This is a genomic window from Verrucosispora sp. WMMD1129 (genome assembly GCF_029581255.1).
Lineage (GTDB): Bacteria > Actinomycetota > Actinomycetes > Mycobacteriales > Micromonosporaceae > Micromonospora > Micromonospora sediminimaris.
This window is the reverse complement of the sequence record NZ_CP120741.1, coordinates 5288264-5310527: the sequence shown is the minus strand read 5'-3', so window position 1 is coordinate 5310527 and position 22264 is coordinate 5288264. Positions and strand designations below refer to the sequence as shown.

The window sequence follows — 22264 nt, the reverse complement described above, 5'->3', positions numbered from 1 at the left end:
TGGTCGGGACGACGTCGGCCCTGTATCGGACTATTGAGTCTACGTTAGGGCCCGGCACGCAAGGCCAGTGCAGATTGATCACACCGTCCAGAGTCTGGGACATGTAGTCTCGCGCCGTGGATTCCGAGCGTACCGACCTCCTCGACCGGTTGGAACGGTTCTACGACGCGGTGCCCCGGGACGCGGCCCGTGTGGAAGATCACGGCGGTCTGGTGCTGTTCGTCCGGGAAGGCCCGGGATGGCCGTTCTACGCCCGGCCACGGCGGGACGGCACCGGGTCACCGACTCTCGCCGACGTGTCGGCGGTGCGGACGCGCCAGCGCGAACTCGGTCTACCCGAGGCCCTCGAATGGGTGCACGACACCACCCCCGCGCTGCTGGCGGTGGCCCGCTCGGGCGGCCTGTGCGTCCTCGAAGCTCCGCTGATGGTGCTCGATCCGGCAGCCCTGCCGAACCCGGCGGACCTGGGCGCACCGGTGCGGTTGCTCGACCCGGCGGACGAGGACTTCGACTCGGCGGTGGCCGCCCGGCGGGCCGTGGCGGCGGTCGGATTCGCCGCCCCCGGCACCGGACGAGGCGAGGCCGGACCGGCCGACCGCGACGCTGCCATGATCGGGCTGGACGCGGCGGCGGTCGACGAGGAACGGTCCCGTATCGCCGACGGCAGCCGGCTGTCCGCGCTGGCCGGCACCCCGACGGAGGGCCCCTTGGCCAGCGGGATGGCCCTGCGGGTCGGCGACGTCGCCGAGATCGCCGGAGTGGCCACGCTGCCCACCGCCCGCCGTCGAGGGCTCGGCGCGGCAGTCACCGCCACCCTGGCCCGCGCCCTGCTGGACACCGGCACCGACCTGGTGTTCCTCTCCGCCGGTAGCGAGGAGATCGCCCGCGTCTACCTGCGCGTCGGCTTCCGCCGCATCGGCACCGCCTGCATCGCCTCCCCCACCCCCGCGCACCCACCCGGTTGACCGCACGCCCACCCGGTTGACCGCGCACCCACCCGGGTTGATCACGCACCCACCCGGTTGATCAAGAAGTTTTGGTCGGGATCCGCGCTTACGGTGACCAAAACCTCTTGATCAACTCTGACAGGCGCGGGGGCGGGGGCGGGTCAGGTTGGGGGGCGCCATTGGGCGGCGATGGTGGCGGCGGTGCCGAGTAGGCGGGGGGTGATGGTGCCCAGGGCGGCGTCGCGGGCGCGCAGGGCCAGGCGCCCCCGGGTGCGCAGCACGGCGGACATCCGTCGGGTCTGCCGGACCACGGCAGCCGCGCGGGGTCGCCGCGCCCGGTCGTACGCCAACACCGCGTCGGGCAGGGTGGACTCACGTAGCAGCACGGCGAGGGTCGCGGCGTCCTCGAAGGCCAGGCAGGCACCCTGCCCGAGGTGCGGCGGCATGGCGTGCGCGGCATCGCCGAGCAGCACCACCCCGCCCGGCCCGGCCGGGAAGCCGAACGTCCGGGGCAGCGGACGCAGCTCCCGGATCTCCCGCTGCACCAGGTCGCCCGGCTCGGTCGCGGCCAGCAGTTCGTCGACCGGCGCGGGCCAGCCGGCGTACCAGCGGCGCAGCAGCGCCAACTGGGTCTCCGGCGGCTCGGGACGGGCCGCGCCCGCCGCGGTGGCCATCCAGTAGATGCCGCCACGGCTGGAGGCACCGGAGGAGCCGCGCTCGCCCAGCGAGGCGGACACGAAACGGTAACCGGCACCGAGGATCTCACCGCCGACCGCATCGGGCAGGCTCGGCGCGCGGTACCAGGGGATCACCGCCCGCCAGGCGGCGCAGCCGGAGCTGACCACCCCCGAGGCGGGGGCGAGCTGACGCCGGATCACGCTGTCCGTGCCGTCGGCGGCGACGACCAGATCCGCCTCGTACGTGTGCCGGCCGTCGCCGACAGCGGGCCGTTCACCGGCGGCGGCGCGCACCGTCCGCACCGTCACCCCGGTACGCAGCTCGACCCGCTCGCCCAGGCCCGCGATCAGCGCGTCGTGCAGGTCCTCCCGGTGCACCACCACCGGGAGACGCTCGGCCGGCGTCGGTCGGGGCTGCACCAGCCAGTGCCCGTCCGGACGGCGTACCCCGCCGTCGGACAGGGTGGTGGCGATGGCGTCCAGACCGGCGCCGAGCCCCAGGGCGCGCAACGCCCGGACCCCGTTGGGCCAGAGCACCACGGCAGCCGGCTCGGGACGGATCCGGTCGGCCCGCTCCAGGAGAGTGACCTGCCAGCCCGAACGGGCGAGGGCACCGGAGACCGCCAGGCCGCCGAGCCCGCCGCCGACCACCACCGCGGTACGCATGACCGTACCCGGCCTCAGCTGTCGCGGTCGGCGGGCCGCGCAGCGGCGGACTCGCCCGCCGTGCTCTCGGCCGGTGAATCCGACGCCGACCCGGTCTCCTCGCCGTCGGTGGGCCCACCAACCGACCCGGGGCGCTCACCAGCCAACCCGGCGGGCCCGCCAGCCGACCCTCCGGACGGCTCACCCTGCGGCCGGGCGGCGGTCGCCGCCTCGCCGGCCGGCCGGTCCAGGACGGACGCCTCGTCGGCCCGCTTCGAGGGGGTCACCACGTCGTCCATGTCCGACTGGTCCGGGGCGGACGCCTCGCCGGCCGGCCGGTCCGGGGCGGACTCGGAGCCCGCGTCGACCGGGGCCGCCGCTTCGGGTGGCGCCTCCCCGGTCCGTCGCCAGTGCGCGAACTGCTCCTCGCCGACCACCCGGTAGCCCTCGGGTACCGCCGGCTCGGTGGTGGCGCCCTTGGCCGACAGGTCCACCTGCGAGACGTCGGAGCCGGCGGGCGGGGCGGCGACGCTCGGCAGGCCGACCGGGATCAGGTACTCCCGTGGCCCGCGTACCCGCAGGAAGTAGATGAGGGCGCCGAGGAACACCAGCGCCGCGGTCCAGACGTTGACCCGTACGCCGAGGATCGTGTTGGCCTCGTCGGTACGCATCATCTCGATCCAGAACCGGCCGGCGGTGTAGCCCATCACGTAGAGGGCGAAGGCGCGGCCACGGCCGAGCCGCAGCTTACGGTCGAGGAAGTACACCATCGCGGCGACGCCGACGTTCCACAGCAACTCGTACGCGAAGGTCGGGTGGTAGAGCCCTTCCTCCAGGATCGGCTGGCCGGCCTCGTCGCGCAGCGCCTGCCCGCCGTCCATCCGGTGGATCTCCAGCCCCCAGGGCAGGTCGGTCCGACCGCCGTAGAGCTCGTTGTTGAACCAGTTGCCGAGCCGGCCGATCGCCTGGGCCAGCGGCAGGCCCGGCGCCAGCGCGTCGGCGACCACGGTCAGCGGGATGCCCAGTTGCCGGGCCGCGATCCAGGCGCCGACCGCGCCACCGGCGACCGCGCCCCAGATGCCCAGCCCGCCCTCGTGGATGAAGAACACCTTGATCGGTTCCCCGCCGGTGCCGAAGTACTGCTCCGGCGAGGTGATCACGTGGTAGATCCGGGCGCCGATGATGCCCGCCGGCACCGCCCAGACGGCGATGTCGAGCACCGCACCCGGAGCCGCGCCGCGCTGGCGCAGCCGCCGCTCGGTGACCCAGCAGGCCACCACGATGCCGGCGATGATGCACAGCGCGTACGCCCGGATGGGGATCGGGCCGAGCTGCCACACGGCGTTGCTCGGGCTGGGGATGGCGGCCAGGGACGTCGGCGAGGCGAGACTCACGGGTGCACACGCTACCGCTGCGGACCCCCGTACCGTCACCCCGGTCTGTCGCACCCTCCCCACACCAACGCTCGCGATCTTGCACTTCCTGTCACCGCAAAGCCGGCATCAAGGACTAAACAGCGACCAAACTGCAAGATCGACGTTGAGGGGTGGCGTGGAAGATCAGCGGTCGGGGTGGCGGACGCCGTCGGACAGTTCGGCGCTCAGCGTGCGCAGGGCGGCCAGGGCCTCCGCCTCGTCGGGGGCGTCGAGCAGGCAGCGGATCAGCGCGCTGCCGACGATCACCGCGTCGGCGTACCCGGCGACCGTGGCGGCCTGGGCACCGGTGCCCACACCCAGCCCGACGCCGACCGGCAGGTCGGTGACCTCCCGCACCCGGGACACCAGCACCGGCGCCGCCTGGGAGGTCTGCGACCGGGCACCGGTGACGCCCATGATCGCGGTGGCGTAGACGAAGCCCCGGCAGTGCGCGGCCGTCATCGCCAGCCGCTCATCGGTGGAGGACGGCGCGACCAGGAACGTCCGGTCCAGCCCGTGCGCGTCCGAGGCGGCCAGCCACTCGCCGGCCTCCTCGGGGATCAGGTCGGGGGTGATCAGCCCGGTCCCGCCGGCTGCGGCGAGATCCCGGGCGAACGCGTCCACCCCGTACCGCTCGATCGGGTTCCAGTAGGTCATCGTCACCACCGGCGCGCCGGTGGCGGCCACCGCCTCGATGATGCGCAGCGTGTCCCGGGTGCGTACGCCGCCGGCCAGGGCGATGTCGCTGGCACGCTGGATCACCGGGCCGTCCATCACCGGGTCGGAGTACGGGATCTCCACCTCGATCACGTCGACGCCCGCGGCGACCATCGCCTTCATCGCGGCGATGCTGCCCTCGACGGTCGGGAAGCCGGCCGGCATGCAGCCCACCAGCAACGCCCGGCCGTCCGCCCGGGCCTTGTCGAAGGCCACCCCGATCCGGCTGGTCCGCTCGCTCATGGCCTCACTCCTTGTCGAGGATGCCGAAGTACTCGCCGGCGGTGTGCACGTCCTTGTCGCCCCGGCCGGAGAGGTTGACCACGATGGTGGGCTGCCGGCCGAGCTCGGCGGCGAGCTTCGGCGCGATGGCCAGGGTGCCCGCGAGGGCGTGCGCGCTCTCGATCGCGGGGATGATCCCCTCGGTCCGACAGAGCAGCTCGAAGGCGGCCATCGCCTCGTCGTCGGTGACCGGCTGGTACGTGGCCCGGCCGGTGTCGTGCAGCCAGGCGTGCTCCGGGCCCACGCCCGGGTAGTCCAGGCCGGCGGAGATCGAGTGCGACTCCTGCGTCTGGCCGTCGGCGTCCTGGAGTACGAAGGTCCGGGTGCCGTGCAGGACGCCGGTGGAGCCGCCGGTGATGCTCGCGGCGTGCCGGCCGGTGTTCACCCCGTCGCCGCCGGCCTCGAAGCCGTACAGCCGCACCTGCGGGTCGTCGGTGAAGGCGTGGAAGATGCCCAGCGCGTTGGAGCCGCCACCGACACAGGCGGTCACCGCGTCCGGCAGCGCACCGGTCAGGTCCAGGCACTGCGCCCGGGCCTCCTCGCCGATGCCCCGGACGAAGTCGCGGACCAGCGCCGGGAAGGGGTGCGGTCCGGCGGCGGTGCCGATCAGGTAGTGGGTCTCGTCGACGTTGGCGACCCAGTCCCGCATCGCCTCGTTCATCGCGTCCTTGAGGGTGCGCGAGCCGGTCGTCACCGGCACGACAGTCGCCCCGAGCATCCGCATCCGGGCCACGTTCAACGCCTGCCGCCCGGTGTCGACCTGCCCCATGTAGACCACGCACTCCAGGTCGAACAGGGCTGCGGCGGTGGCGGTGGCGACACCGTGCTGACCGGCACCGGTCTCGGCGATCACCCGCCGCTTGCCCATCCGCCGGGTCAGCAGCGCCTGACCGAGCACGTTGCGCACCTTGTGCGCGCCGGTGTGATTGAGGTCCTCCCGCTTGAGCAGCACCCGGGCACCGGCCCGGGCGGAGAACCGCCGGGCCTCGTAGAGCAGCGACGGCGTCCCCGCGTAGTCGCGCAACAATCCGGCGAACTCGGCCCGGAACGTCTCGTCGGCCATCGCCGCCTGGTGCGCCAGGGCCAGTTCGTCGAGCGCGGCGACAAGTGCCTCCGGCACGAACCGGCCGCCGAACGTGCCGAAGTGGCCGGCGGCGTCGGGGAACTGCGCCGGCACCTCGGTGTTCGTGGCGTCAGCACTCATCGCGGGTCCTCTCGCTCACAAACGGTCGCCCGGCTCGGTTCAGCGCACCGGGCGGGGCGTCGCCGGGTGGTTGCCGGCGTTGACCAGCTCGGCCACCGCCTCCCGGGGACTCTTCTGGGTGACCAGACCCTCCCCCACGAGGACGGCGTCGGCGCCGGCCGAGGCGTACCGGATCAGGTCGTGCGGGCCGCGTACGCCCGACTCGGCGATCTTGACGACGTTGCTCGGCAGGCCGGGCGCGATCCGCTCGAACACCGACCTGTCGACCTGAAGGGTACGCAGGTCACGGGCGTTGACCCCGATGACCTGAGCGCCGGCCTCCATGGCCCGGTCGGCCTCCTCCTCGTCGTGCACCTCGACCAGCGCGGTCATGCCCAGCGACTCGATCCGCTCCAGCAGGCCGACCAGCACGTTCTGCTCCAGCGCGGCGACGATCAGCAGCACCAGGTCCGCGCCGTGGGCGCGAGCCTCGTGCACCTGGTAGCTGGAGACCACGAAGTCCTTGCGCAGCACCGGGATGTTCACCGCGGCCCGCACGGCGGCGAGGTCGTCAAGTGACCCGCCGAACCAGCGCCCCTCGGTGAGCACGCTTATCGCGCGGGCACCACCGGCCGCGTACTCGCCGGCCAGGTCCGCCGGGTCGGCGATCTCGGCCAGCTTGCCCTTGGACGGCGAGGCACGCTTCACCTCGGCGATGACCGCGACGCCGGGCCGGCGCAGGGCCGCGTACGCGTCCAGTGGCGGCGGCGCGGCGGCGGCCAGTTCACGGATCCGCTCCAGCGGAACCTGTTCCTGCCGCCGGGCCACGTCCTCCCGGACGCCGGCCAGGATCTCGTCGAGCACGCTGACGGGCGTCGCCGAGCCGGCCTCGTCCCCCTCCGCGTGGGCATGTTCAGCAGTCACCAACGGACTCCCCTCTCCGGGTGTCATGGGCCGATGCTAGGGGGCCCCACCTGGACCCGACCGCCGGGGGTATGGCGCTCCTCACGAAATGGGCTGCGGCATAATGGCCCACTTGTGCGCACGGACCGTGACTCTACGTCACGGCATCATCGACGATCACCCATGTGAGAGCGGCCGGGAGGTCGCGCGACGGCCGGGGGATCCGGCCATGTCGATGCTGTGACCAAGCTCAAGGACCAAGGTCCCTGTGCCGGTCAGGCCCGCTACCGCAGAGTTGACGGTGCAGTCATCACCACGAAACCCGGGCCGAGCAGCATCAGGCTCGGGCACACTCAATGACGCGCCTGCCCCATCGCCACGACGATCTCTCCCCGGGGTGATCATGAGTACCTCCGCGCCGCACCAGACCATCGGACTCACCACCATCTCGCGCACCGTCGCGTCGCTCGCCGTCGGTGTCGTCCACACGTTGGAGCGGGCAGTGATCGGACCGGACCGGATGCGGACCGCGTCCGGCAACGCCTGGGAGGCCATCTGCGCCGACCGGGCCCGAGCCGACCAGCGGGCCGAACTGGACCGCCTCGTCGCGGAACTCAGCGCCGCCCGGGGGCGCGCCCGGCAACCGGTCGGCTGACCGCACCGACGCCGGCCGGTCAGCGGATCGTCGGGTCCTCGCCGCGGTCCAACGCCTCCCACGCCTCGACGGTGCCCGCCCCGCCGATCGCACCGCCGGTGCCGGTCGGCCGGGTGGTCCGACGTTCGTAGCGCGCACCCATCGCCGGCCAGCGGTGACCACGCAGCATGGTCAGCGCGCCACCGACGGCGGCGAGGATCCCGCCGAGCAGGGTGAGCGCCGGCCACTGCCAGGTGACCGGGTCCCCGAGATCACCAAGCAGCCCGTAGCCTCCACCCGCCGCGAGGGCCAGGCCGAGCAGGGTCAGCAGCCCGCCGAGCACCCGACGCAGCCGGCCCCGGGTGGCCAGCACCGCGCCGCCACCGGCCAGCCCGACGAGGGCCAACGCCGGCAGCCACGGCAGCAGCTGCCCACCCGTGCGGCCTTCCGCCACCCGCAACATCGGTTCCGTCCGGTCGACCGCCCCGTCCGCCCAGGTGCGGGTCGCCGCCCACAGCGCCAGCCCCGCGCCGGCCAAACAGAGCAGCACGGCGTACGCCAGCTCACGCCGGCCCGGCACGGCCCGTGCGTCGCCCGTCCCGGGCCCCACCGGCACGCTCACCGGGTAAGCCTTCCGTTCGCGACTGCGGGACTCCGCTGCGCTACATTCCTCGCGCTCACCGAGCCCACCTTCCGTTCGCGACTGCGGGACTCCGCTGCGCTACGTTCCTCGCGCTCACCGGGCCGGCCTGAGGGTTTCCGCGGCGGCGATGGCCGCCAGCACCGCGGCGGCCTTGTTCCTGGTCTCCTGGTCCTCGGCGGCCGGGTCGGAGTCGGCCACCACGCCTGCCCCGGCCTGCACGTACGCCCGGCCGCCCCGGATGAGCGCGGTCCGGATCGCAATGGCCATGTCGAGATCACCGGCGAAACCGAAGTAGCCGACCGTCCCGCCGTAGAGGCCCCGGCGGACCGGCTCCAGCTCCTCGATGATCTCCATTGCGCGTACCTTCGGCGCGCCGGAGAGCGTGCCCGCCGGGAAGGTCGCCGCGAGCGCGTCGAAGGCGGTGCGGTCCACCCGCAGCGTGCCGACCACCGTGGAGACGATGTGCATCACGTGGCTGTACCGCTCGATGGTGGCGAACTCCGGCACCTCGACCGTGCCGGGACGGCAGACCCGGCCGAGATCGTTACGGCCCAGGTCGACGAGCATCACGTGCTCGGCGCGTTCCTTCGGGTCGGCGAGCAGTTCGGCGGCGAGCCGGGCGTCGGCCTCCGGGGTCGCGCCACGGGGCCGGGTCCCGGCGATCGGGTGCAGCAGTGCCCGCCGCTCGCCGTCCACCTCACCGGTCACCTTCAGGTGCGCCTCCGGTGACGAGCCGACGATGTCGAAGTCGTCGAAGCGCAGCAGGTACATGTAGGGGCTGGGGTTGGTGGTGCGCAACACCCGGTAGACGTCCAACGGGTCGGCGTCGGTCTCCCGCTCGAACCGCTGGGCGAGCACGATCTGGAAGCACTCACCGGCCCGGATCGCCTCCTTGGCCGCCTCCACCGCCTTCGGGTATCCGCCCTCCGGGGTGCGGCTGCGCACCTCGCCGGCCGGCGGGCGGGCGACCGTGGCGACCATCGGCGGGATGGGCCGCGACAGCGCCGTGGTCATCGCGTCCAGACGGCCCACCGCGTGGTGGTAGGCGGCGACGACCCGCTCGTCGCGCCCCGGTTCATCCAACGGCGGCAGGATCGCGTTGGCGACCAGGATCGCCGAACCGTCGAAGTGGTCGAGCACCACCAGATCGGTGGCGAGCATCATGCCCAACTCCGGCAGGCGCAGATCGTCCTCGGTGAACGCGGGCAGCCGCTCGAAGCGGCGGATCAGGTCGTAGCCGAGATAACCGACCATGCCGCCGGTCAGCGGTGGCATCCCGTCACCCGCGGTGCCGGGCGGGCCGGCCAGCGCCGTCACCGTCGCGCGTAGCGCCTCGACCGGATCCCCGGAGGTCGGCAGCCCGGCCGGGGGCACGCCGAGCCAGGCCGCGGAGCCGTCCCGCTCGACCAGGGTGGCGCTGCTGCGCACCCCGACGAACGAGTACCGGGCCCAGGCCAGCCCGGACGAGCCGACCCCCTGCTCGGCCGACTCCAACAGGAACGTCCCCGGGCCACCGGCGAGCTTGCGATAGACGCCGACCGGCGTCTCCGCGTCGGCAAGCAGCCGACGGGTGACCGGCACCACCCGCCACCGGGCGGCCAGTTCGGTGAAGGTGGCCGCGTCCGGGCTGACCCGACCATCGCTCCGCTCGCTCATGCCGGCACTCCGCTTCGCTCCGCGCCGCCATGAGGCACCACCGCGCCGAGCCTGATGATTCGCTCGCTCCGCTCGCTCATGCCGGCACTCCGCTTCGCTCCGCGCCGCCATGAGGCACCACCGCGCCGAGCCTGATGATTCGCTCGCTCCGCTCGCTCATGAGGCCACCTCGCCGGTGACGGGGAGCTCGGTGGAGAAGCAGGTGCGCTGCCCGGTGTGGCAGGCGGCACCGACCTGGTCGACGCTCACCAGCACCGCGTCACCGTCGCAGTCGAGCGCGACGGAGCGGACGTACTGGTGGTGGCCCGAGGTGGCGCCCTTGACCCAGTACTCGCGCCGGCTGCGCGACCAGTAGGTGGCCCGACCGGTGGTAAGTGTGCGGTGCAGGGCCTCGTCGTCCATCCAGGCCATCATCAGCACCTCACCGCTGTCGTGTTGGCGGACCACGGCGGCCACCAGGCCGTCAGGGGTCCGCCGCAGGCGGCCGGCGATAGCCGGATCGAGCCGTGACGGTCGCTGCGAACCGCCCAACGGCTCCGGCTGGTCAGGGTGGGCGCCGGTCACCGGCGCGTCAGGTACGGGCACAGTGACCCATTGTCCCGCACGCGGCGCGGGCACCCCAGCGGGCTCCCGGCTGGCGGACGGGGCACCGCCGCCGGTTCGGCCCAACTGGGCCACGTAGCGGTCCAGGCGCCCGTCCAGCAGGGCGTCGGCGAGATCCGGACCGGCTACCTGGCCCACCTCGGCCGCGTACGGACGGATCAACGGCAGGGTGCCGGTCACCAGGCGAGCCGCTGCCGCCCACACCTGGCCGGTCGAGCCGGGACGCAGGCCGAGACAGCGCAGCATGTCCTCGCGGTAGCCGGCCGGCGCCACCGGCAGGTCGAGCGCGGCGGCGAAGGCGGACCGGCGGGAGACCACCCGTACCGACGGGTTCGCCAGCCGCAGCACCGAGGGGCAGAGCCGGGCCAGGTCGGCAGCGGCCAGCCGGGCACCGAGCGGATCCTCGTCGTCCCGGGCCGCGGCCACCTTGCCGAGCGTGGCGATCAACTCCTCCAGCCGGGGCTCGTCGGCCGGCTGGCAGAGCACCGGCAGGTCGATGCGGTGCCGCCAGTACGGGTCGGCCCAGAGCAGCCGGGTAGGGGCCGTCACCGGCAGGCCGAACGCCCAGTCGGCCGGCTCACCGAGGCGGGTCACCCAGGAGCGGATGTCCCGGGCCGCCACCGACACATGGGTCAGCCGGCCGGAGTGCTCCGCGAGGTACGCCCGACGGGCCGCGTACGGAGCGCCACCGAGCAGCACGTCGACATCGACGTCACTGTGCGCGGTGGCGGCCCGGCGCGCGTGGCTGCCACGCAGCAGGATGCCAACCACGGGCCGGTCGGCGCTCGCCCGCAGCCGGGCGGCCCAGTCGTCGAAGAACCCACTGTCCGGTGACGGAGCGTGATCCACTGAGCAATCGTGCCGCACGTCCGATCCGGGCGCAATGACCGGTGACGGACCTGGCGTCCGATCTGACGGCAGCTGACCGTGCTATTAGCCTTCCTAACCCAGAGGGCGTTTCGCCCAATTCTGCGGCTCAGTCGAATTCACCCAGCTCCGCCCGCCGGTAATGGTCGATCTTGAAGTCGAGGACCTTCAGGTCCTCCTCCAGCTCGGCCATCCGGTGCAGCACCCGTACCCGGTGCTCCTCGAACAGCGCCCGGCGGGCGCCGAGCGTGCCGTCGCCCTGTCGGGCCAGCTCGACGTAGCGGCGCATGTCGCGGACGGGCATGCCGGTACGGCGCAGCCGGGTCAGCAGCAGCAGCCAGTTGACGTCGTCCGCGGTGTAGCGACGCCGACCGGCGGAATCCCGGCCCACCGGGGCCACCAGCCCCTCCTGCTCGTACCAGCGCAACGTGTGGGTGGTCAGGCCGACCCGCTGGGCTGCCTCGCTGACGGTGTAGGTCGGCTCCCGCGTACCGATGTCCATCGTTCGAGGGTCCCAGCACCGGACGGCCCGGCGCGACCCCGTGACCCGCGCTTGCCGAACCGGCCGTATTTCACCTACCGTTGATTTCAACAGACAATGAATTTGGGGAGGTGGGCGATGGACGACGCGATCGCCGTTCGGGGCCTGGTCGTGGACCGGGGCCGACGGCGGGTGCTGCACGGCATCGACGCCACGGTGCCGCGCGGCTCGGTCACCGGGCTGCTCGGGCCCAGCGGCAGCGGCAAGACCACGCTCATGCGCGCGATCGTCGGCGTGCAGCTGATCAGCGCCGGCAAGGTGACGGTGCTCGGGGCCCCGGCCGGCTCACCGCCGCTGCGCCACCGGGTCGGTTACCTGACCCAGTCGCCGAGCGTCTACGCCGACCTGACGGTGCGGGAGAACGCCCGCTACTTCGCCGCGCTGCACGGCCGCGACCGGTCCGAGGCCGACCGCGCGGTAGCCGACGTCGGCCTCGCCTCGGCGGCCGGCCAACTTGTGGGCACCCTCTCCGGCGGGCAGCGCAGCCGGGCGTCGCTGGCCTGCGCACTGGTCGGCGAGCCCGAGTTGATCGTGCTCGACGAGCCCACAGTGGGTCAGGATCCGGTGCTGCGGGCCGACCTCTGGGCCCGGTTCCATGCGCTGGCCGCGACCGGGACGACTCTGCTGGTGTCGAGTCATGTGATGGACGAGGCCGCCCGGTGCGACCGGTTGCTGCTCATCCGGGAGGGACGGCTCATCGCCGACGACACCCCGGCGGGCGTCCGGGCCGCCGCCGGGGTCGACGACCTCGACGAGGCGTTCCTGCGGCTGATCAGAGCCAGTCAGCCCGACCAGTCCGGGGAGGCGCGATGAGCCCGCGCATCCTGGCCGCCACCGTCGCCCGCATCCTGCGGCAGCTGCGCCACGACAAACGAACCGTCGCGCTGCTGGTGGCCGTGCCCACCGTCCTGCTCACCCTGATCTACTACATGTACGCCGACCAGCCCGCGCCGCCCGGGCAGCCGTCGACGTTCGACCGGATCGCGCTGGTGATGCTCGGCTTCTTCCCGTTCATCATCATGTTCCTGGTGACCAGCATCGCGATGCTGCGCGAGCGCACCACCGGCACGCTGGAACGACTGCTCACCACTCCACTGGCCAAGACCGACCTGCTCTTCGGGTACGGGATCGCCTTCGGGCTGGCCGGCGCGGTGCAGGCCGGCATCGCCTCCGCCGTCGCGTACTGGGTCTTCGGTCTCCAGACCGCTGGCAGCAGCGCGCTGGTCATCATGATCGCCGCACTGAACGCCGTGCTCGCCGTCGCGCTCGGGCTGCTCTGCAGTGCCTTCGCCCGCACCGAATTCCAGGCCGTACAGTTCATGCCGGTCGTGGTCGCACCACAACTGCTGCTCTGCGGGCTGTTCGTACCCCGCGACGAGATGGCCGGCTGGTTGCAGGCGATAAGTGACGTGCTGCCCCTGTCGTACGCCGTCGAGGCCCTGCAAGAGGTCGGCAGGCACGCCGAACCGACCGGGACGATGTGGCGCGACGTGGCGATCGTCGCCGGCGCGGCGGTGCTGGCGCTGGTGCTCGCCGCGGCCACCCTGCGCCGACGCAGCGGCTGACGGCACCATGCCTGCCCGGCGCGGGTGGACCGCGCGCGCCGGGCAGGCACCGGCGCGGACAGGAGCGAGGGAGGGCGATGGTACGGCGCAGCGGACGGCGACCCGGCAAACCCGGCACCCGGGACACGATTCTCGACGCCGCCCGGGCCGTCTTCGCCGAACGCGGCTACGACACCAGCACCATCCGAGCCATCGCCACCTCCGCCGGGGTCGATCCGGCGCTGGTGCACCACTACTTCGGCACCAAGGAACAGCTCTTCCTGGCCGCCATGCGCTTTCCGGTGAACCCGGGGGAACTGCTGCCCAAGGTGCTCGCCGGTGACCGTGCAGCCCTCGGCGAACGGCTGGTCCGCATGTTCGTCACGGTCTGGGACTCGCCCGCCGGTGCCGCCGGGGTGGCCCTGCTGCGCTCCGCGGTCAGCAGCGAATGGACCGCCCGGCTCCTGCGCGAGTTTCTCACCACCCAGGTGCTGCGCCGGGTCCTCGACCAGCTCGACGTCGATCCGGCCGAGGTGCCGCTGCGCGGGTCGCTGGTGGCCAGCCAACTCGTCGGGCTGGCGCTGATGCGCTACGTGATCCGGCTGGAGCCGGTCGCCTCCGCCGCGCCGGAGACCCTGATCGCCACGGTCGGCCCGACCGTGCACCGCTATCTGACCGGCGAACTCGGCGGCTGAGTCGCCCAGGATCAGCCCGCGCTGAGCACCGGCTCCAGCAGCCGGGTCAGGTCGGCCTGGTCGGTCAACCGGCGGCCGAAGGAGAGCCGGGCACGTCGCCGGGCACCCGGCCGACCGAAGGTCACCAGCATTCCGTACCTGTCGATCCGCTCGACCCGTGGCGCGTGCCCGGCCGGACCGGCGGCCAGGCCAAGCTGCCGGCGCAGGTAGTCCGTCATCCGCTGGGCGTGGTCCTCGCCGAGGTGGGCGAGCAGCCCCGCCTCGACCGGGTGCAGCGGATCCGGCTCGGCCTCCGCGTACGCCGCAGGGTCGATCCGGCGCAACTCGCCGGCCCGGTGCCAACGCGCCTCCGCCACCTCGAAGCGGAACAGCCGGAAGCGGGTGCCGACGTCGAGCAGGTCGCCGGTGGGCTCCACCGCGGCAAAGTCCAGCGCGGCGCCCCGTGCCTCGTCGCCGGCCAACCGGCGCGCCCAACCGGAGACCAGGGCCCGGCCGAGTGACGGCGCCCCGGCGGCGGGCGGCAGGTCCAGCACGTCGAGCACCACCGCGACGGCGCGCTCCTCGGCACCGGCACCCAGCGCTGCCGCGAGATCGCTGACCACCGGCACCAGCAGCAGCACCCGCCCCTCGGGGTCGGTGGCGTGGCGCGCATGGTGCAGGCCGGGCCGGCAGGCCAGGTGAACGAGGCCAGGCAACCGACCCGCAACCAGGGTCCGGACGATCTCAGCGGGGCTGGGCCGCATGACACGACCTCCTTTGAGGTTAGGCTTACCTAACTCGGAGGGTATGGCATCGGCCCGGCGGCGTCTACCGGGTCTGCTCAAGCCACGAGGCGTAGAGCAGCCCGTACACCGAATCCGGGTCGCGGATCAGCTCGTCGTGCGAACCACGCTGCACGACCCGCCCCTGATCCACCACGATCACCTCGTCGGCGTTCTGCGCGGTCGACAACCGGTGCGCGATCGCCAGGGTGGTCCGACCCCGGGTCACCGCGTCCAACGTCCGCTGCAACCGCACCTCGGTGGCCGGATCCACCGCGCTTGTCGCCTCGTCCAGCACCAGCAGGTCCGGATCGGCCACGTACGCCCGGGCCAACGCCACCAACTGACGCTCCCCCACGCTCAACGCCTCGCCCCGCTCACCCACCCCGGTCGCCAGCCCGGCGGGCAACCCGTCCAGCCAGTCAGCCAGACCCAGCTCGGTGAACGCGGCGGTCAGCTGCCCATCGGTAAGCTCCGGGCGGGCGAAGCGGACGTTGTCGGCCACCGTGGCGTCGAACAGGAACCCGTCCTGCGGCACCATCACCACCCGGGAGCGCAGCGAGTCGAAGCGCACGTCGGTCAGCGGCACCCCGGACAGCAGCACCGCCCCCGCCGTCGGGTCCATCAGCCGGGTCACCAGCTTGGCGAAGGTTGTCTTGCCGCTGCCGGTCTCACCGACCACCGCCACCCGACTCTTCGCCGGAATCTCCAGGCTGATGTCATGCAGCACCGTCGGGCCGCCCGGATAGGCGAAACGTACGCCGCCGAAGCGGATGTCCAGCGGCCCGGTGGGCAGCTCACGCCCCTGCGACCCGGGATCCGCCACATCCGGTTCGACGTCCAGCACGTCGAGCACCCGACGCCAGCCGGCGATCGCGTTCTGCGCCTCGTTGAGCACCTCGGTGGCGATCTGTACCGGCTGGATGAAGAGCGTCACCAGGAACAGGAACGCGGTGATCTCACCGATGCTCAGCGTCTGGTCGGCGCCGAGGAACACCCCCAGCACCACCACACCGGCCAACGCCAGGCCGGCCGCCAGCTCACCGACCGAGCTGCCGAGAATGCTGATCCGGATCGCCTTCTGCTGTGCCCGCCGCTGACCGTCGATCGCCTCGTCCAGCCGCCGGGCAGTGCGCCCCGCAATGCCGTACGCCCGGATCACCGGCGCGCCGACCACGCTCTCCCCGACCGCGCCCAGCAGGGCGCCGGTGCGCTGCCGGACCACCCCGTACGCCGCGGCGAGCCGGCGTTGGAGCAGCCGGATCACCAGCACCGCCGGCCCGAAGGCGGCGAAGACCACGAGGGTCAACTGCCACGAGTACGCCAGCATCACGGCCGTGGTGACCGCCAACTGCCCCAGGTTGACCAGGAGGATCACCCCGCCCCACTGGAGGAACTGGGTGATCTGGTCGACGTCGCTGGTGACCCGGGAGACCAGCGAACCGCGCCGCTCCGACTGCTGGTGCAGCATCGACAGGTCGTGCACGTGCCGGAAGGCACGTACGCGTACCCCCGCCAGCGCCGTCTCGCTCACCGTGAACAGCCGGCGCATCATCAGGTAGCCACACGTCGTGGTCACCACCAGCACCGCCGCGGTGACCGACACCACCACGAACAGCGCGTCCAGGTCCAACCCGCCGGCGATGCCCCGGTCGATGCCCTGCTGCACCGCCACCGGCACGGCCACCCGGCCGACCATGTACACGAGCGCCAGACCGAGGGTGCCGGCCAGCCCGACCCGCAGTTCCGGGGAGAGCGCCAGCCCTCGCCGCAGCGTCCGCCACGTCGACTCGGCCTGCTCAGGCGCTTCGCCGACCGTCCCCGCTCCCACGCTCACCGGTCCACCTCCAGTCCGGAGGTCATCGGGGTGACCTCGTCGTACGTGCGCTGCCGGTCGTGGTCGACCTCGGCCTGCTCATAGGCGGTGACCAGATCGGCGTACCCCGGCACGGTGGCCAGCAGCCTGCTGTGGGTGCCCCGCGCCACGACCCGCCCCTGTTCCAGGTAGATGACCTCGTCGGCGAGCGCGATGGTCGCCCGCCGGTAGGCCACCACCAGGATCGACGCGCCCGGGCCGCCGCCGGACGACGAGCGCAGCCCGGCCAGGATGGCGGCCTCCACCCGGGGGTCGACCGCGCTTGTCGCGTCGTCGAGCACCAACAGGCGGGGACGACCCGCCAACGCCCGGGCGAGGGTGAGTCGCTGCCGCTGGCCGCCGGAGAGGGAGGTACCCCGCTCACCGACCATGGTGTCCAGCCCGTCGGGCAGGGCGGCGACGAACCCGTCGGCCTCGGCCAGGCGCAGCGCGGCCCAGACGGCCTCGTCGTCGACGCCCGGACGGTCCAGCGAGACGTTGGCCCGGACCGTGTCGTCGAAGACGAACGGCACCTGGGCGACCAGCGCGGCGGTGCCGGCAAGCACGTCAGCGGCCAGGTCGCGAACATCCACGCCGTCGATGCTGACCGTGCCCGACAATGGATCGACCAGCCGGACCGCCAGCGCGGTGATCGTCGACTTGCCGGCGCCGGTCGGTCCGACCAGGGCGACGGTCTTGCCCGCCGGCACGGTGAAGGTGACCTCGCCCAACACCTCGGCGCCGGGCAGGTGCGCCTCCGCCGGTTCGTAGGCGAAGCCGACGTCGGTGAAGGTGAGCGTGGCCGGCGTCGCCACGGCCGGGTCCGGCCGGGTGTCGCCGTACGGCATCTCGCCGGTGGCGTCGAGCACCCGGCGGATCCGGTCCCAGCCGGCGACGCTGCGCGGCAGTTCGGCCAGCACCCAGCCGATGGCCCGCACTGGGAACGCCAGCACGGTGAAGAGGAAGGCCACGCTGACCAGCTCGGACACCTCGATGGCACCCTGCCGCAGCCGGTACGCGCCGACCACCAGCACCGCGAGGGTGCCGAGACTGGGCAGCGTCTCCAGCATCGGGTCGAAGATGCCCCGCAGCCGACCGACCGAGATCAGCGCGTCGCGCAACTGGGCGGCCCGGGCCGCGAACCGGGCGGTCTCCTGGGCCTCCCGACCCATCGTCTTGACCACCAGCGCGCCGTCGAAGCTCTCGTGCGCGATGCCGCTGACCTCGGCGCGCAGCCGCTGCGCCCGCGCCTGCCGGGGCGCCATCCGGCGGGAGTACGCCACGTTGAGCGCGAACAGGGCCGGGAAGACGGCCAGCCCGACCAGCGCCAGCGCCCAGTCGACGGCGAACAGCGACGTCACCGCGCCGATCAGCATCACCAGCGTGCCCACCGCGAAGGGCAGCGGCGCGATCGGCTGCCAGGCGGCCTCGACGTCGGAGTTGGCGTTGGACAGCAGCGTGCCTGTGGCGTTGCGGTGGTGCCAGGACAGCGGCAGTTCCAGGTACCGCCGGGTGACCCGGCGACGGTAGGCGGCCTGGAGGCGGAACTGCATGTAGCCGGCGCCGAGCCGGCGACCGAAGATGCCGACCACCCGCAGCACACTCAGCCCGAGCAGTGCCGCGGCGGCCAGCCCCAACGCGCCCACCGCCACCGAACCGCTCTCGACGGCCGGCACCACCACATCACCGACGACCGCGCCGACCACGAACGCGCTGGCGACCACCATCAGCCCGAACAGCACGCTGCCGGCCACCGCGACCGCGAAGATCCTCGGTTGTTCCCGGATGGCCCGCCCGAGAACGGTCAGCCCGCGACCGAGCACGTCCCGACTAGTCCCGCTCGCCACATTCTCCCCCGCCGTAAGCCGCCATAATCCTCTCTCATCCTTACCGCTACCGACCCGGTACGCCGACCCGCGGCGATATGTCCGACGTCACCCCGGGACCCGGGTCGCCCGCGCGCCCGGCTCAGGACGCGAGCTGCCCCGCACCGGCCTACGATCACTGCCATGCCGCGGTACGCCCGATCGGAGCGCGAGGCGCTCACCGAACTGATGTCCACCCTGGGCCCGGACGCCCCGACCCTCAACGAGGGCTGGACGACCCGTGACCTCGCCGCCCACCTGGTGGTCCGGGAGCGTCGTCCGGACGCCGCCGCGGGCATCGTCCTCCCACCACTGAGCGGGCACGCCGAGCGGGTGCGGCGTCAGGTCGCCGCCCTCGACTGGACCGAACTGCTCGCTCAGGTGCGACGTCCTCCGCTGTGGAGCCCGGTGAGCAACCCGCTGACCGACGAGCTGACAAACACGCTGGAGTTCTTCATCCACCACGAGGACGTACGCCGCGCCCGGGCCGGCTGGCAGCCCCGGGAGTTGCCGGTGGGGTTGGAGCGGGGACTGTGGCGACGGGTGTCGACGCTGGGGCGGATGGCGCTGCGCCGCTTTCCGGCCCAGGTGCTGGTGCAGGCGCCCGGCCACGGCGAGGTGGCCACCGGCCGTGGCGGCGAACCGCTGCGGCTGGTCGGCACCCCCGGTGAGCTGGCCCTGTTCCTGTCCGGCCGGCAACGCGCGGCGCGGGTGCAACTCGACGGCGCGCCGGCCCTGGCCGATCGGCTCCGCACCGCCAGCCTGGGCTTCTAACCCTCTGTGCGGAACCGGTCACGGCAAAATCCGAAACGTTACTCAGCTCATCGGTCGACCACGATCGGTGCTCCCGTACGCTGACCGCGCCGCCTCGTGGGGGGGCGGCGACAGGGAGCGCGATGCGAAGCTTTGTGGTCTCGGCCCTGCGCGAGCCTCCGTTCGCCCACGTGCGGCACGAGGACACCGAGCACGTGGCGCGGGAGAGCGCGGACTGGGCGCAGGACCTGGGCCTGATCAGTAACGGGCAGCGGCTGCACCGGGCAGATGCCGCCGGGCTCGCTGGGCGGGCCTGTCCGCAGGCTCCGCGGGAACGTCTGCGCCTACTGACCGATCTGATCTCCTGGCTGTTCGTGATGGACGACGCCTGCGACGAGGACGGGCTGGGCGCCGAACCCACCCGACTCGCGCCGACCGTGGCAGCGCTGCTGGACGTGCTGGACCGCCAGGGCGCGCCGGGTCCGGTGCCGCCCGGAGCGGCCGGGACGCTGGCGCTCGGCCTGGCCGACCTGTGCCAACGGGTGCGTGGCCACCGGCGTCCGGCGGTGCTGCTGCGATTCGTCGCCGGGATGCGCGAGTACCTGCTCGCGCTGCTGTGGGAGGCGGCGAACCGGGAACACGAGCGGGTCCCGCCGATCGACGAGTACGTCCAGATGCGCCGGCACACCGGCGCCGTGTACCCCAGCCTCACCCTTACCGACCTGGCGTTGGACGGCTTTCCGCCGGCCGTACGCCGAGCCGATCCCGGGTGGGCCACCCTGGAGGCGCTGGCCGCCGATCTCATCTGCTGGTGCAACGACGTCTTCTCCTACCGCAAGGAGCACCAGGGTGGGCCGGACGCGCACAATCTGATCACGGTACTGGCCAGGGAGACCGGCGACGAGTCGGTGGCGCTGCGGGCCGCTGCCGACCGGTTCAACGATCGACTCGGGGCGTATCTGGCGGCCGAGACCGACCTGTTGGCCAGCCACGGCGACGCGGTACGCCCGGCGTTGGACACCCGGCGGAACTGGATCCGGGCCACCTACGACTGGTCACGGGCGGCGGCCCGCTACGAGTGAGACGAAGGTGCCTTTCGTGGGAAGAGGCTGGTGGATGATCGTCAGGGCTAGCCGATGCCCGGGGACAGGCAATACCCTTCGGTAACGAACACCGACCGTGACGACCGTCACGCCTCCACCCCCGAAGGCGGCTACAGCGATGGCTCTCGATGTACCGTACAGCTCCATTCCTGACATGTTCCTCAAGCGCGTCGCGGCTTCCCCCGACCGCCACGCTTTCGCCCACCCCGGCCCCGACGGCCCGGTCTGGCTGACCTGGGCGCAGGTCTCCCAGCGGGCCACGGCGATCGCCGCCGGCCTGCACGGCCTGGGCGTCGGTCAGGAGGACCGGGTCGCGATCCTGGCGAACACCCGGATCGAGTGGGTGATCGCCGACTTCGGCATCATGTGCGCCAGCGGCGCCACCACCACCGTCTACCCGACCACCGAGCCGGAGGACGCCACCTACATCATTTCCGACTCCGGCTCCAAGGTGCTGTTCGCGGAGAACCCGGACCAGGCGGCCAAGATCGCCGGAGCGCAGTTGCCCGCGCTGACCCACGTGGTCCTCTTCGACGGTGCCCCCGACCCGTCCGCGGCCGTGCCGCAACTGACCCTCGCCGAGTTGGAGGAGCAGGGCGCCCAGCGGCTCGCCGAGGATCCGGAACTGATCGAGCGCCTGGTCGCCGGCATCGGCCCGGATCATCTGGCCACCCTGATCTACACCTCCGGCACCACCGGCCGTCCCAAGGGCGTCGAGCTGCTGCACGGCGGCTGGTGCTGGGAGGGCGTGGCGCAGGAGGCGGTCGGGCTGCTCCGCGAGGACGACCTCCAGTACCTCTGGCTGCCGCTGTCCCACTCGTTCGGCAAGACGCTGCTCTGCGGCGCCACGCACGTCGGCCTGCCCACGTACGTGGACGGCCGGGTCGACAAGCTCGTCGAACTGCTCTCGGTGGTCCGCCCGACGCTGATGTGCGGCGCACCCCGGGTCTTCGAGAAGGTCTACAACAAGTCGGTCACCACCGCACAGGACGCCGGTGGGGCGAAAGCCAAGATCTTCGCCTGGGCGGTCGGCGTCGGCAAGGAGAAGGTCGCCCTGGAGCAGGCCGGCAAACCGGTGCCGGGCGGGCTGAAGCTCAAGTACACGTTGGCGGAGAAGCTGGTCTTCAGCAAGCTCCAGGCCCGGCTCGGTGGCCGGATCCGGGTGCTGGTCTCCGGCGCCGCCCCGCTCAGCCCGGAGATCGCCACCTTCTTCGCCGCGGCGAACCTGCCGATCTCCGAGGGCTACGGGCTTACCGAAACCAGCGCCGGCAACTTCGTCAACCCGCCCGACGGGCTGCGGATCGGCACCGTCGGGCGGGCCATGGGCGACCTCGAGTGCCGCATCGACACCGACGGCGAGATCCTGCTCAAGGGCCGGCCGGTGATGCGGGGCTACCACAACCTGCCCGAGGAGAGCGCCGCCGCGTTCACCGAGGACGGCTTCTTCCGTACCGGCGACATCGGCAGCCTCGACGACGACGGCTACCTGCGCATCACCGACCGCAAGAAGGACCTGGTCAAGACCTCCGGCGGCAAGTACGTCGCACCGTCGCACATCGAGGGCATGTTCAAGGCCACCTGCCCGTACACCTCGCAGGCCGTGGTGATCGGCCAGGCCCGCAACTACTGCACCATGCTCGTCACGCTGGACCCGGACGCCATCGCCGGCTGGGCGGCCGGCACCCCGCTGGAGGGTCGCCCGTACGCCGAGATCGTCGCCTCTCCGGAGGCCCAGGCCATGGTGGAGGAGTACGTCGCCCAGCTCAACCAGAAGCTGAACCGCTGGGAGACCATCAAGAAGGTCACCATCCTGCGGCGCGACCTCACCATCGAGGACGGCGAGATCACCCCCTCGCTGAAGATCAAGCGCCGTGGCGTGGAGAACAACTTCGCCGACGAGATCGACAAGATGTACGCCGGCACCGTCGCCGAGATCTGACGGCCCACGGCCTCGGCCCCGCACCCGTCCCTCCCC

At 72.6% G+C, this 22264-nt stretch carries 19 protein-coding genes and 2 pseudogenes; 8 read left to right on the top strand and 13 right to left on the bottom strand.

Annotated features, from left to right (window positions below; genetic code table 11):
* The first annotated feature begins 116 nt into the window (after positions 1-116).
* Positions 117-965, top strand: a complete 849-nt coding sequence (locus tag O7624_RS24830; RefSeq protein WP_282237455.1) for a GNAT family N-acetyltransferase — start codon at positions 117-119, stop codon at positions 963-965.
* Positions 966-1108: 143 nt separating this feature from the next.
* On the opposite strand, the gene O7624_RS24825 is transcribed toward O7624_RS24830, so the two are convergent.
* The 5 genes and pseudogenes from O7624_RS24825 to trpC all read right to left on the bottom strand — a co-directional run bounded on the left by O7624_RS24825 (position 1109) and on the right by trpC (position 6730).
* Positions 1109-2290: an NAD(P)/FAD-dependent oxidoreductase gene (locus tag O7624_RS24825; RefSeq protein ID WP_282237454.1), complete on the bottom strand. Its 1182-nt coding sequence runs from the start codon at positions 2288-2290 to the stop codon at positions 1109-1111.
* 359 nt (positions 2291-2649) lie between these two features.
* Positions 2650-3663, bottom strand: a pseudogene (lgt, locus tag O7624_RS24820) (prolipoprotein diacylglyceryl transferase); the annotation flags it as partial.
* Between the two features lie 165 nt (positions 3664-3828).
* Complete coding sequence (trpA, locus tag O7624_RS24815; RefSeq protein ID WP_282237453.1) at positions 3829-4644, bottom strand: tryptophan synthase subunit alpha; 816 nt, start codon at positions 4642-4644, stop codon at positions 3829-3831.
* 4 nt (positions 4645-4648) lie between these two features.
* The gene (trpB, locus tag O7624_RS24810; protein WP_282237452.1) at positions 4649-5887 is read right to left on the bottom strand and encodes a tryptophan synthase subunit beta; all 1239 of its coding nucleotides are present in this window, start codon (positions 5885-5887) and stop codon (positions 4649-4651) included.
* Positions 5888-5926: 39 nt separating this feature from the next.
* Positions 5927-6730, bottom strand: a complete 804-nt coding sequence (gene trpC / locus O7624_RS24805; protein WP_170863280.1) for an indole-3-glycerol phosphate synthase TrpC — start codon at positions 6728-6730, stop codon at positions 5927-5929.
* 442 nt (positions 6731-7172) lie between these two features.
* Between trpC and O7624_RS24800 the strand changes: the two genes are divergently transcribed.
* Positions 7173-7424, top strand: coding sequence for a hypothetical protein (locus tag O7624_RS24800; RefSeq protein ID WP_282237451.1), 252 nt, complete (start codon positions 7173-7175; stop codon positions 7422-7424).
* 19 nt (positions 7425-7443) lie between these two features.
* On the opposite strand, the gene O7624_RS24795 is transcribed toward O7624_RS24800, so the two are convergent.
* From O7624_RS24795 to O7624_RS24775, 5 genes and pseudogenes are all read right to left on the bottom strand, one after another.
* Positions 7444-8019 carry a Trp biosynthesis-associated membrane protein gene (locus O7624_RS24795; protein ID WP_282240752.1) on the bottom strand — a complete coding sequence of 192 codons (576 nt, stop codon included), beginning with the start codon at positions 8017-8019 and terminating at the stop codon, positions 7444-7446.
* Between the two features lie 120 nt (positions 8020-8139).
* Positions 8140-9702 (bottom strand): anthranilate synthase component I, encoded by a 1563-nt coding sequence (locus tag O7624_RS24790; RefSeq protein WP_282237450.1) that lies wholly within the window; start codon positions 9700-9702, stop codon positions 8140-8142.
* Between the two features lie 156 nt (positions 9703-9858).
* A complete protein-coding gene (gene hisI, locus O7624_RS24785; protein WP_093401624.1) occupies positions 9859-10287 on the bottom strand; it encodes a phosphoribosyl-AMP cyclohydrolase in 429 nt (142 codons plus the stop codon).
* Positions 10288-10467: 180 nt separating this feature from the next.
* Positions 10468-10791: pseudogene (locus O7624_RS24780) on the bottom strand (phosphoribosyl-AMP cyclohydrolase); the annotation flags it as partial.
* Positions 10792-11281: 490 nt separating this feature from the next.
* Positions 11282-11674, bottom strand: coding sequence for a MerR family transcriptional regulator (locus tag O7624_RS24775; protein WP_093401528.1), 393 nt, complete (start codon positions 11672-11674; stop codon positions 11282-11284).
* 117 nt (positions 11675-11791) lie between these two features.
* Here O7624_RS24775 and O7624_RS24770 point away from each other — a divergent pair, with 117 nt between their 5' ends.
* From O7624_RS24770 to O7624_RS24760, 3 genes are all read left to right on the top strand, one after another.
* Positions 11792-12526, top strand: a complete 735-nt coding sequence (locus O7624_RS24770; RefSeq protein WP_282237449.1) for an ABC transporter ATP-binding protein — start codon at positions 11792-11794, stop codon at positions 12524-12526.
* Entirely contained in the window at positions 12523-13278 is a 756-nt protein-coding gene (locus tag O7624_RS24765; protein ID WP_282237448.1) for an ABC transporter permease, read from the top strand. The genes O7624_RS24770 and O7624_RS24765 overlap by 4 nt, the downstream gene beginning before the upstream one ends.
* A 77-nt stretch (positions 13279-13355) precedes the next feature.
* Positions 13356-13952 (top strand): TetR family transcriptional regulator, encoded by a 597-nt coding sequence (locus tag O7624_RS24760; RefSeq protein ID WP_093401531.1) that lies wholly within the window; start codon positions 13356-13358, stop codon positions 13950-13952.
* Between the two features lie 11 nt (positions 13953-13963).
* Here O7624_RS24760 and O7624_RS24755 read toward each other — a convergent pair whose 3' ends face one another.
* The 3 genes from O7624_RS24755 to O7624_RS24745 all read right to left on the bottom strand — a co-directional run bounded on the left by O7624_RS24755 (position 13964) and on the right by O7624_RS24745 (position 18415).
* On the bottom strand, positions 13964-14695 hold the full coding sequence (locus tag O7624_RS24755; RefSeq protein WP_093401532.1) for a DUF2470 domain-containing protein: 732 nt from the start codon (positions 14693-14695) through the stop codon (positions 13964-13966).
* 64 nt (positions 14696-14759) lie between these two features.
* Positions 14760-16544, bottom strand: a complete 1785-nt coding sequence (locus O7624_RS24750; RefSeq protein ID WP_282240749.1) for an ABC transporter ATP-binding protein — start codon at positions 16542-16544, stop codon at positions 14760-14762.
* Between the two features lie 2 nt (positions 16545-16546).
* Positions 16547-18415 (bottom strand): ABC transporter ATP-binding protein, encoded by a 1869-nt coding sequence (locus tag O7624_RS24745; RefSeq protein ID WP_282237447.1) that lies wholly within the window; start codon positions 18413-18415, stop codon positions 16547-16549.
* A gap of 162 nt (positions 18416-18577) precedes the next feature.
* Between O7624_RS24745 and O7624_RS24740 the strand changes: the two genes are divergently transcribed.
* The 3 genes from O7624_RS24740 (at position 18578) to O7624_RS24730 (ending at position 22228) form a co-directional block, all read left to right on the top strand.
* Positions 18578-19207, top strand: a complete 630-nt coding sequence (locus O7624_RS24740; RefSeq protein WP_282237446.1) for a TIGR03085 family metal-binding protein — start codon at positions 18578-18580, stop codon at positions 19205-19207.
* Positions 19208-19329: 122 nt separating this feature from the next.
* Positions 19330-20268 (top strand): terpene synthase, encoded by a 939-nt coding sequence (locus O7624_RS24735; protein ID WP_282237445.1) that lies wholly within the window; start codon positions 19330-19332, stop codon positions 20266-20268.
* A gap of 139 nt (positions 20269-20407) precedes the next feature.
* Complete coding sequence (locus O7624_RS24730) at positions 20408-22228, top strand: long-chain fatty acid--CoA ligase (protein ID WP_210938191.1); 1821 nt, start codon at positions 20408-20410, stop codon at positions 22226-22228.
* The last annotated feature ends 36 nt before the right edge of the window (positions 22229-22264 follow it).

Bases quoted from the DNA above. Each gene is read 5' to 3' on its own strand.
- O7624_RS24730 (WP_210938191.1), top strand. From the start codon at position 20,408: ATGGCTCTCGATGTACCGTACAGCTCCATTCCTGACATGTTCCTCAAG.
- O7624_RS24740 (WP_282237446.1), top strand. From the start codon at position 18,578: ATGCCGCGGTACGCCCGATCGGAGCGCGAGGCGCTCACCGAACTGATG.
- O7624_RS24770 (WP_282237449.1), top strand. From the start codon at position 11,792: ATGGACGACGCGATCGCCGTTCGGGGCCTGGTCGTGGACCGGGGCCGA.
- O7624_RS24760 (WP_093401531.1), top strand. From the start codon at position 13,356: ATGGTACGGCGCAGCGGACGGCGACCCGGCAAACCCGGCACCCGGGAC.
- O7624_RS24775 (WP_093401528.1), bottom strand. From the start codon at position 11,674: ATGGACATCGGTACGCGGGAGCCGACCTACACCGTCAGCGAGGCAGCC.
- trpB (WP_282237452.1), bottom strand. From the start codon at position 5,887: ATGAGTGCTGACGCCACGAACACCGAGGTGCCGGCGCAGTTCCCCGAC.
- O7624_RS24765 (WP_282237448.1), top strand. From the start codon at position 12,523: ATGAGCCCGCGCATCCTGGCCGCCACCGTCGCCCGCATCCTGCGGCAG.
- O7624_RS24790 (WP_282237450.1), bottom strand. From the start codon at position 9,702: ATGAGCGAGCGGAGCGATGGTCGGGTCAGCCCGGACGCGGCCACCTTC.
- O7624_RS24755 (WP_093401532.1), bottom strand. From the start codon at position 14,695: ATGCGGCCCAGCCCCGCTGAGATCGTCCGGACCCTGGTTGCGGGTCGG.
- O7624_RS24735 (WP_282237445.1), top strand. From the start codon at position 19,330: ATGCGAAGCTTTGTGGTCTCGGCCCTGCGCGAGCCTCCGTTCGCCCAC.
- O7624_RS24825 (WP_282237454.1), bottom strand. From the start codon at position 2,290: ATGCGTACCGCGGTGGTGGTCGGCGGCGGGCTCGGCGGCCTGGCGGTC.
- trpA (WP_282237453.1), bottom strand. From the start codon at position 4,644: ATGAGCGAGCGGACCAGCCGGATCGGGGTGGCCTTCGACAAGGCCCGG.
- O7624_RS24800 (WP_282237451.1), top strand. From the start codon at position 7,173: ATGAGTACCTCCGCGCCGCACCAGACCATCGGACTCACCACCATCTCG.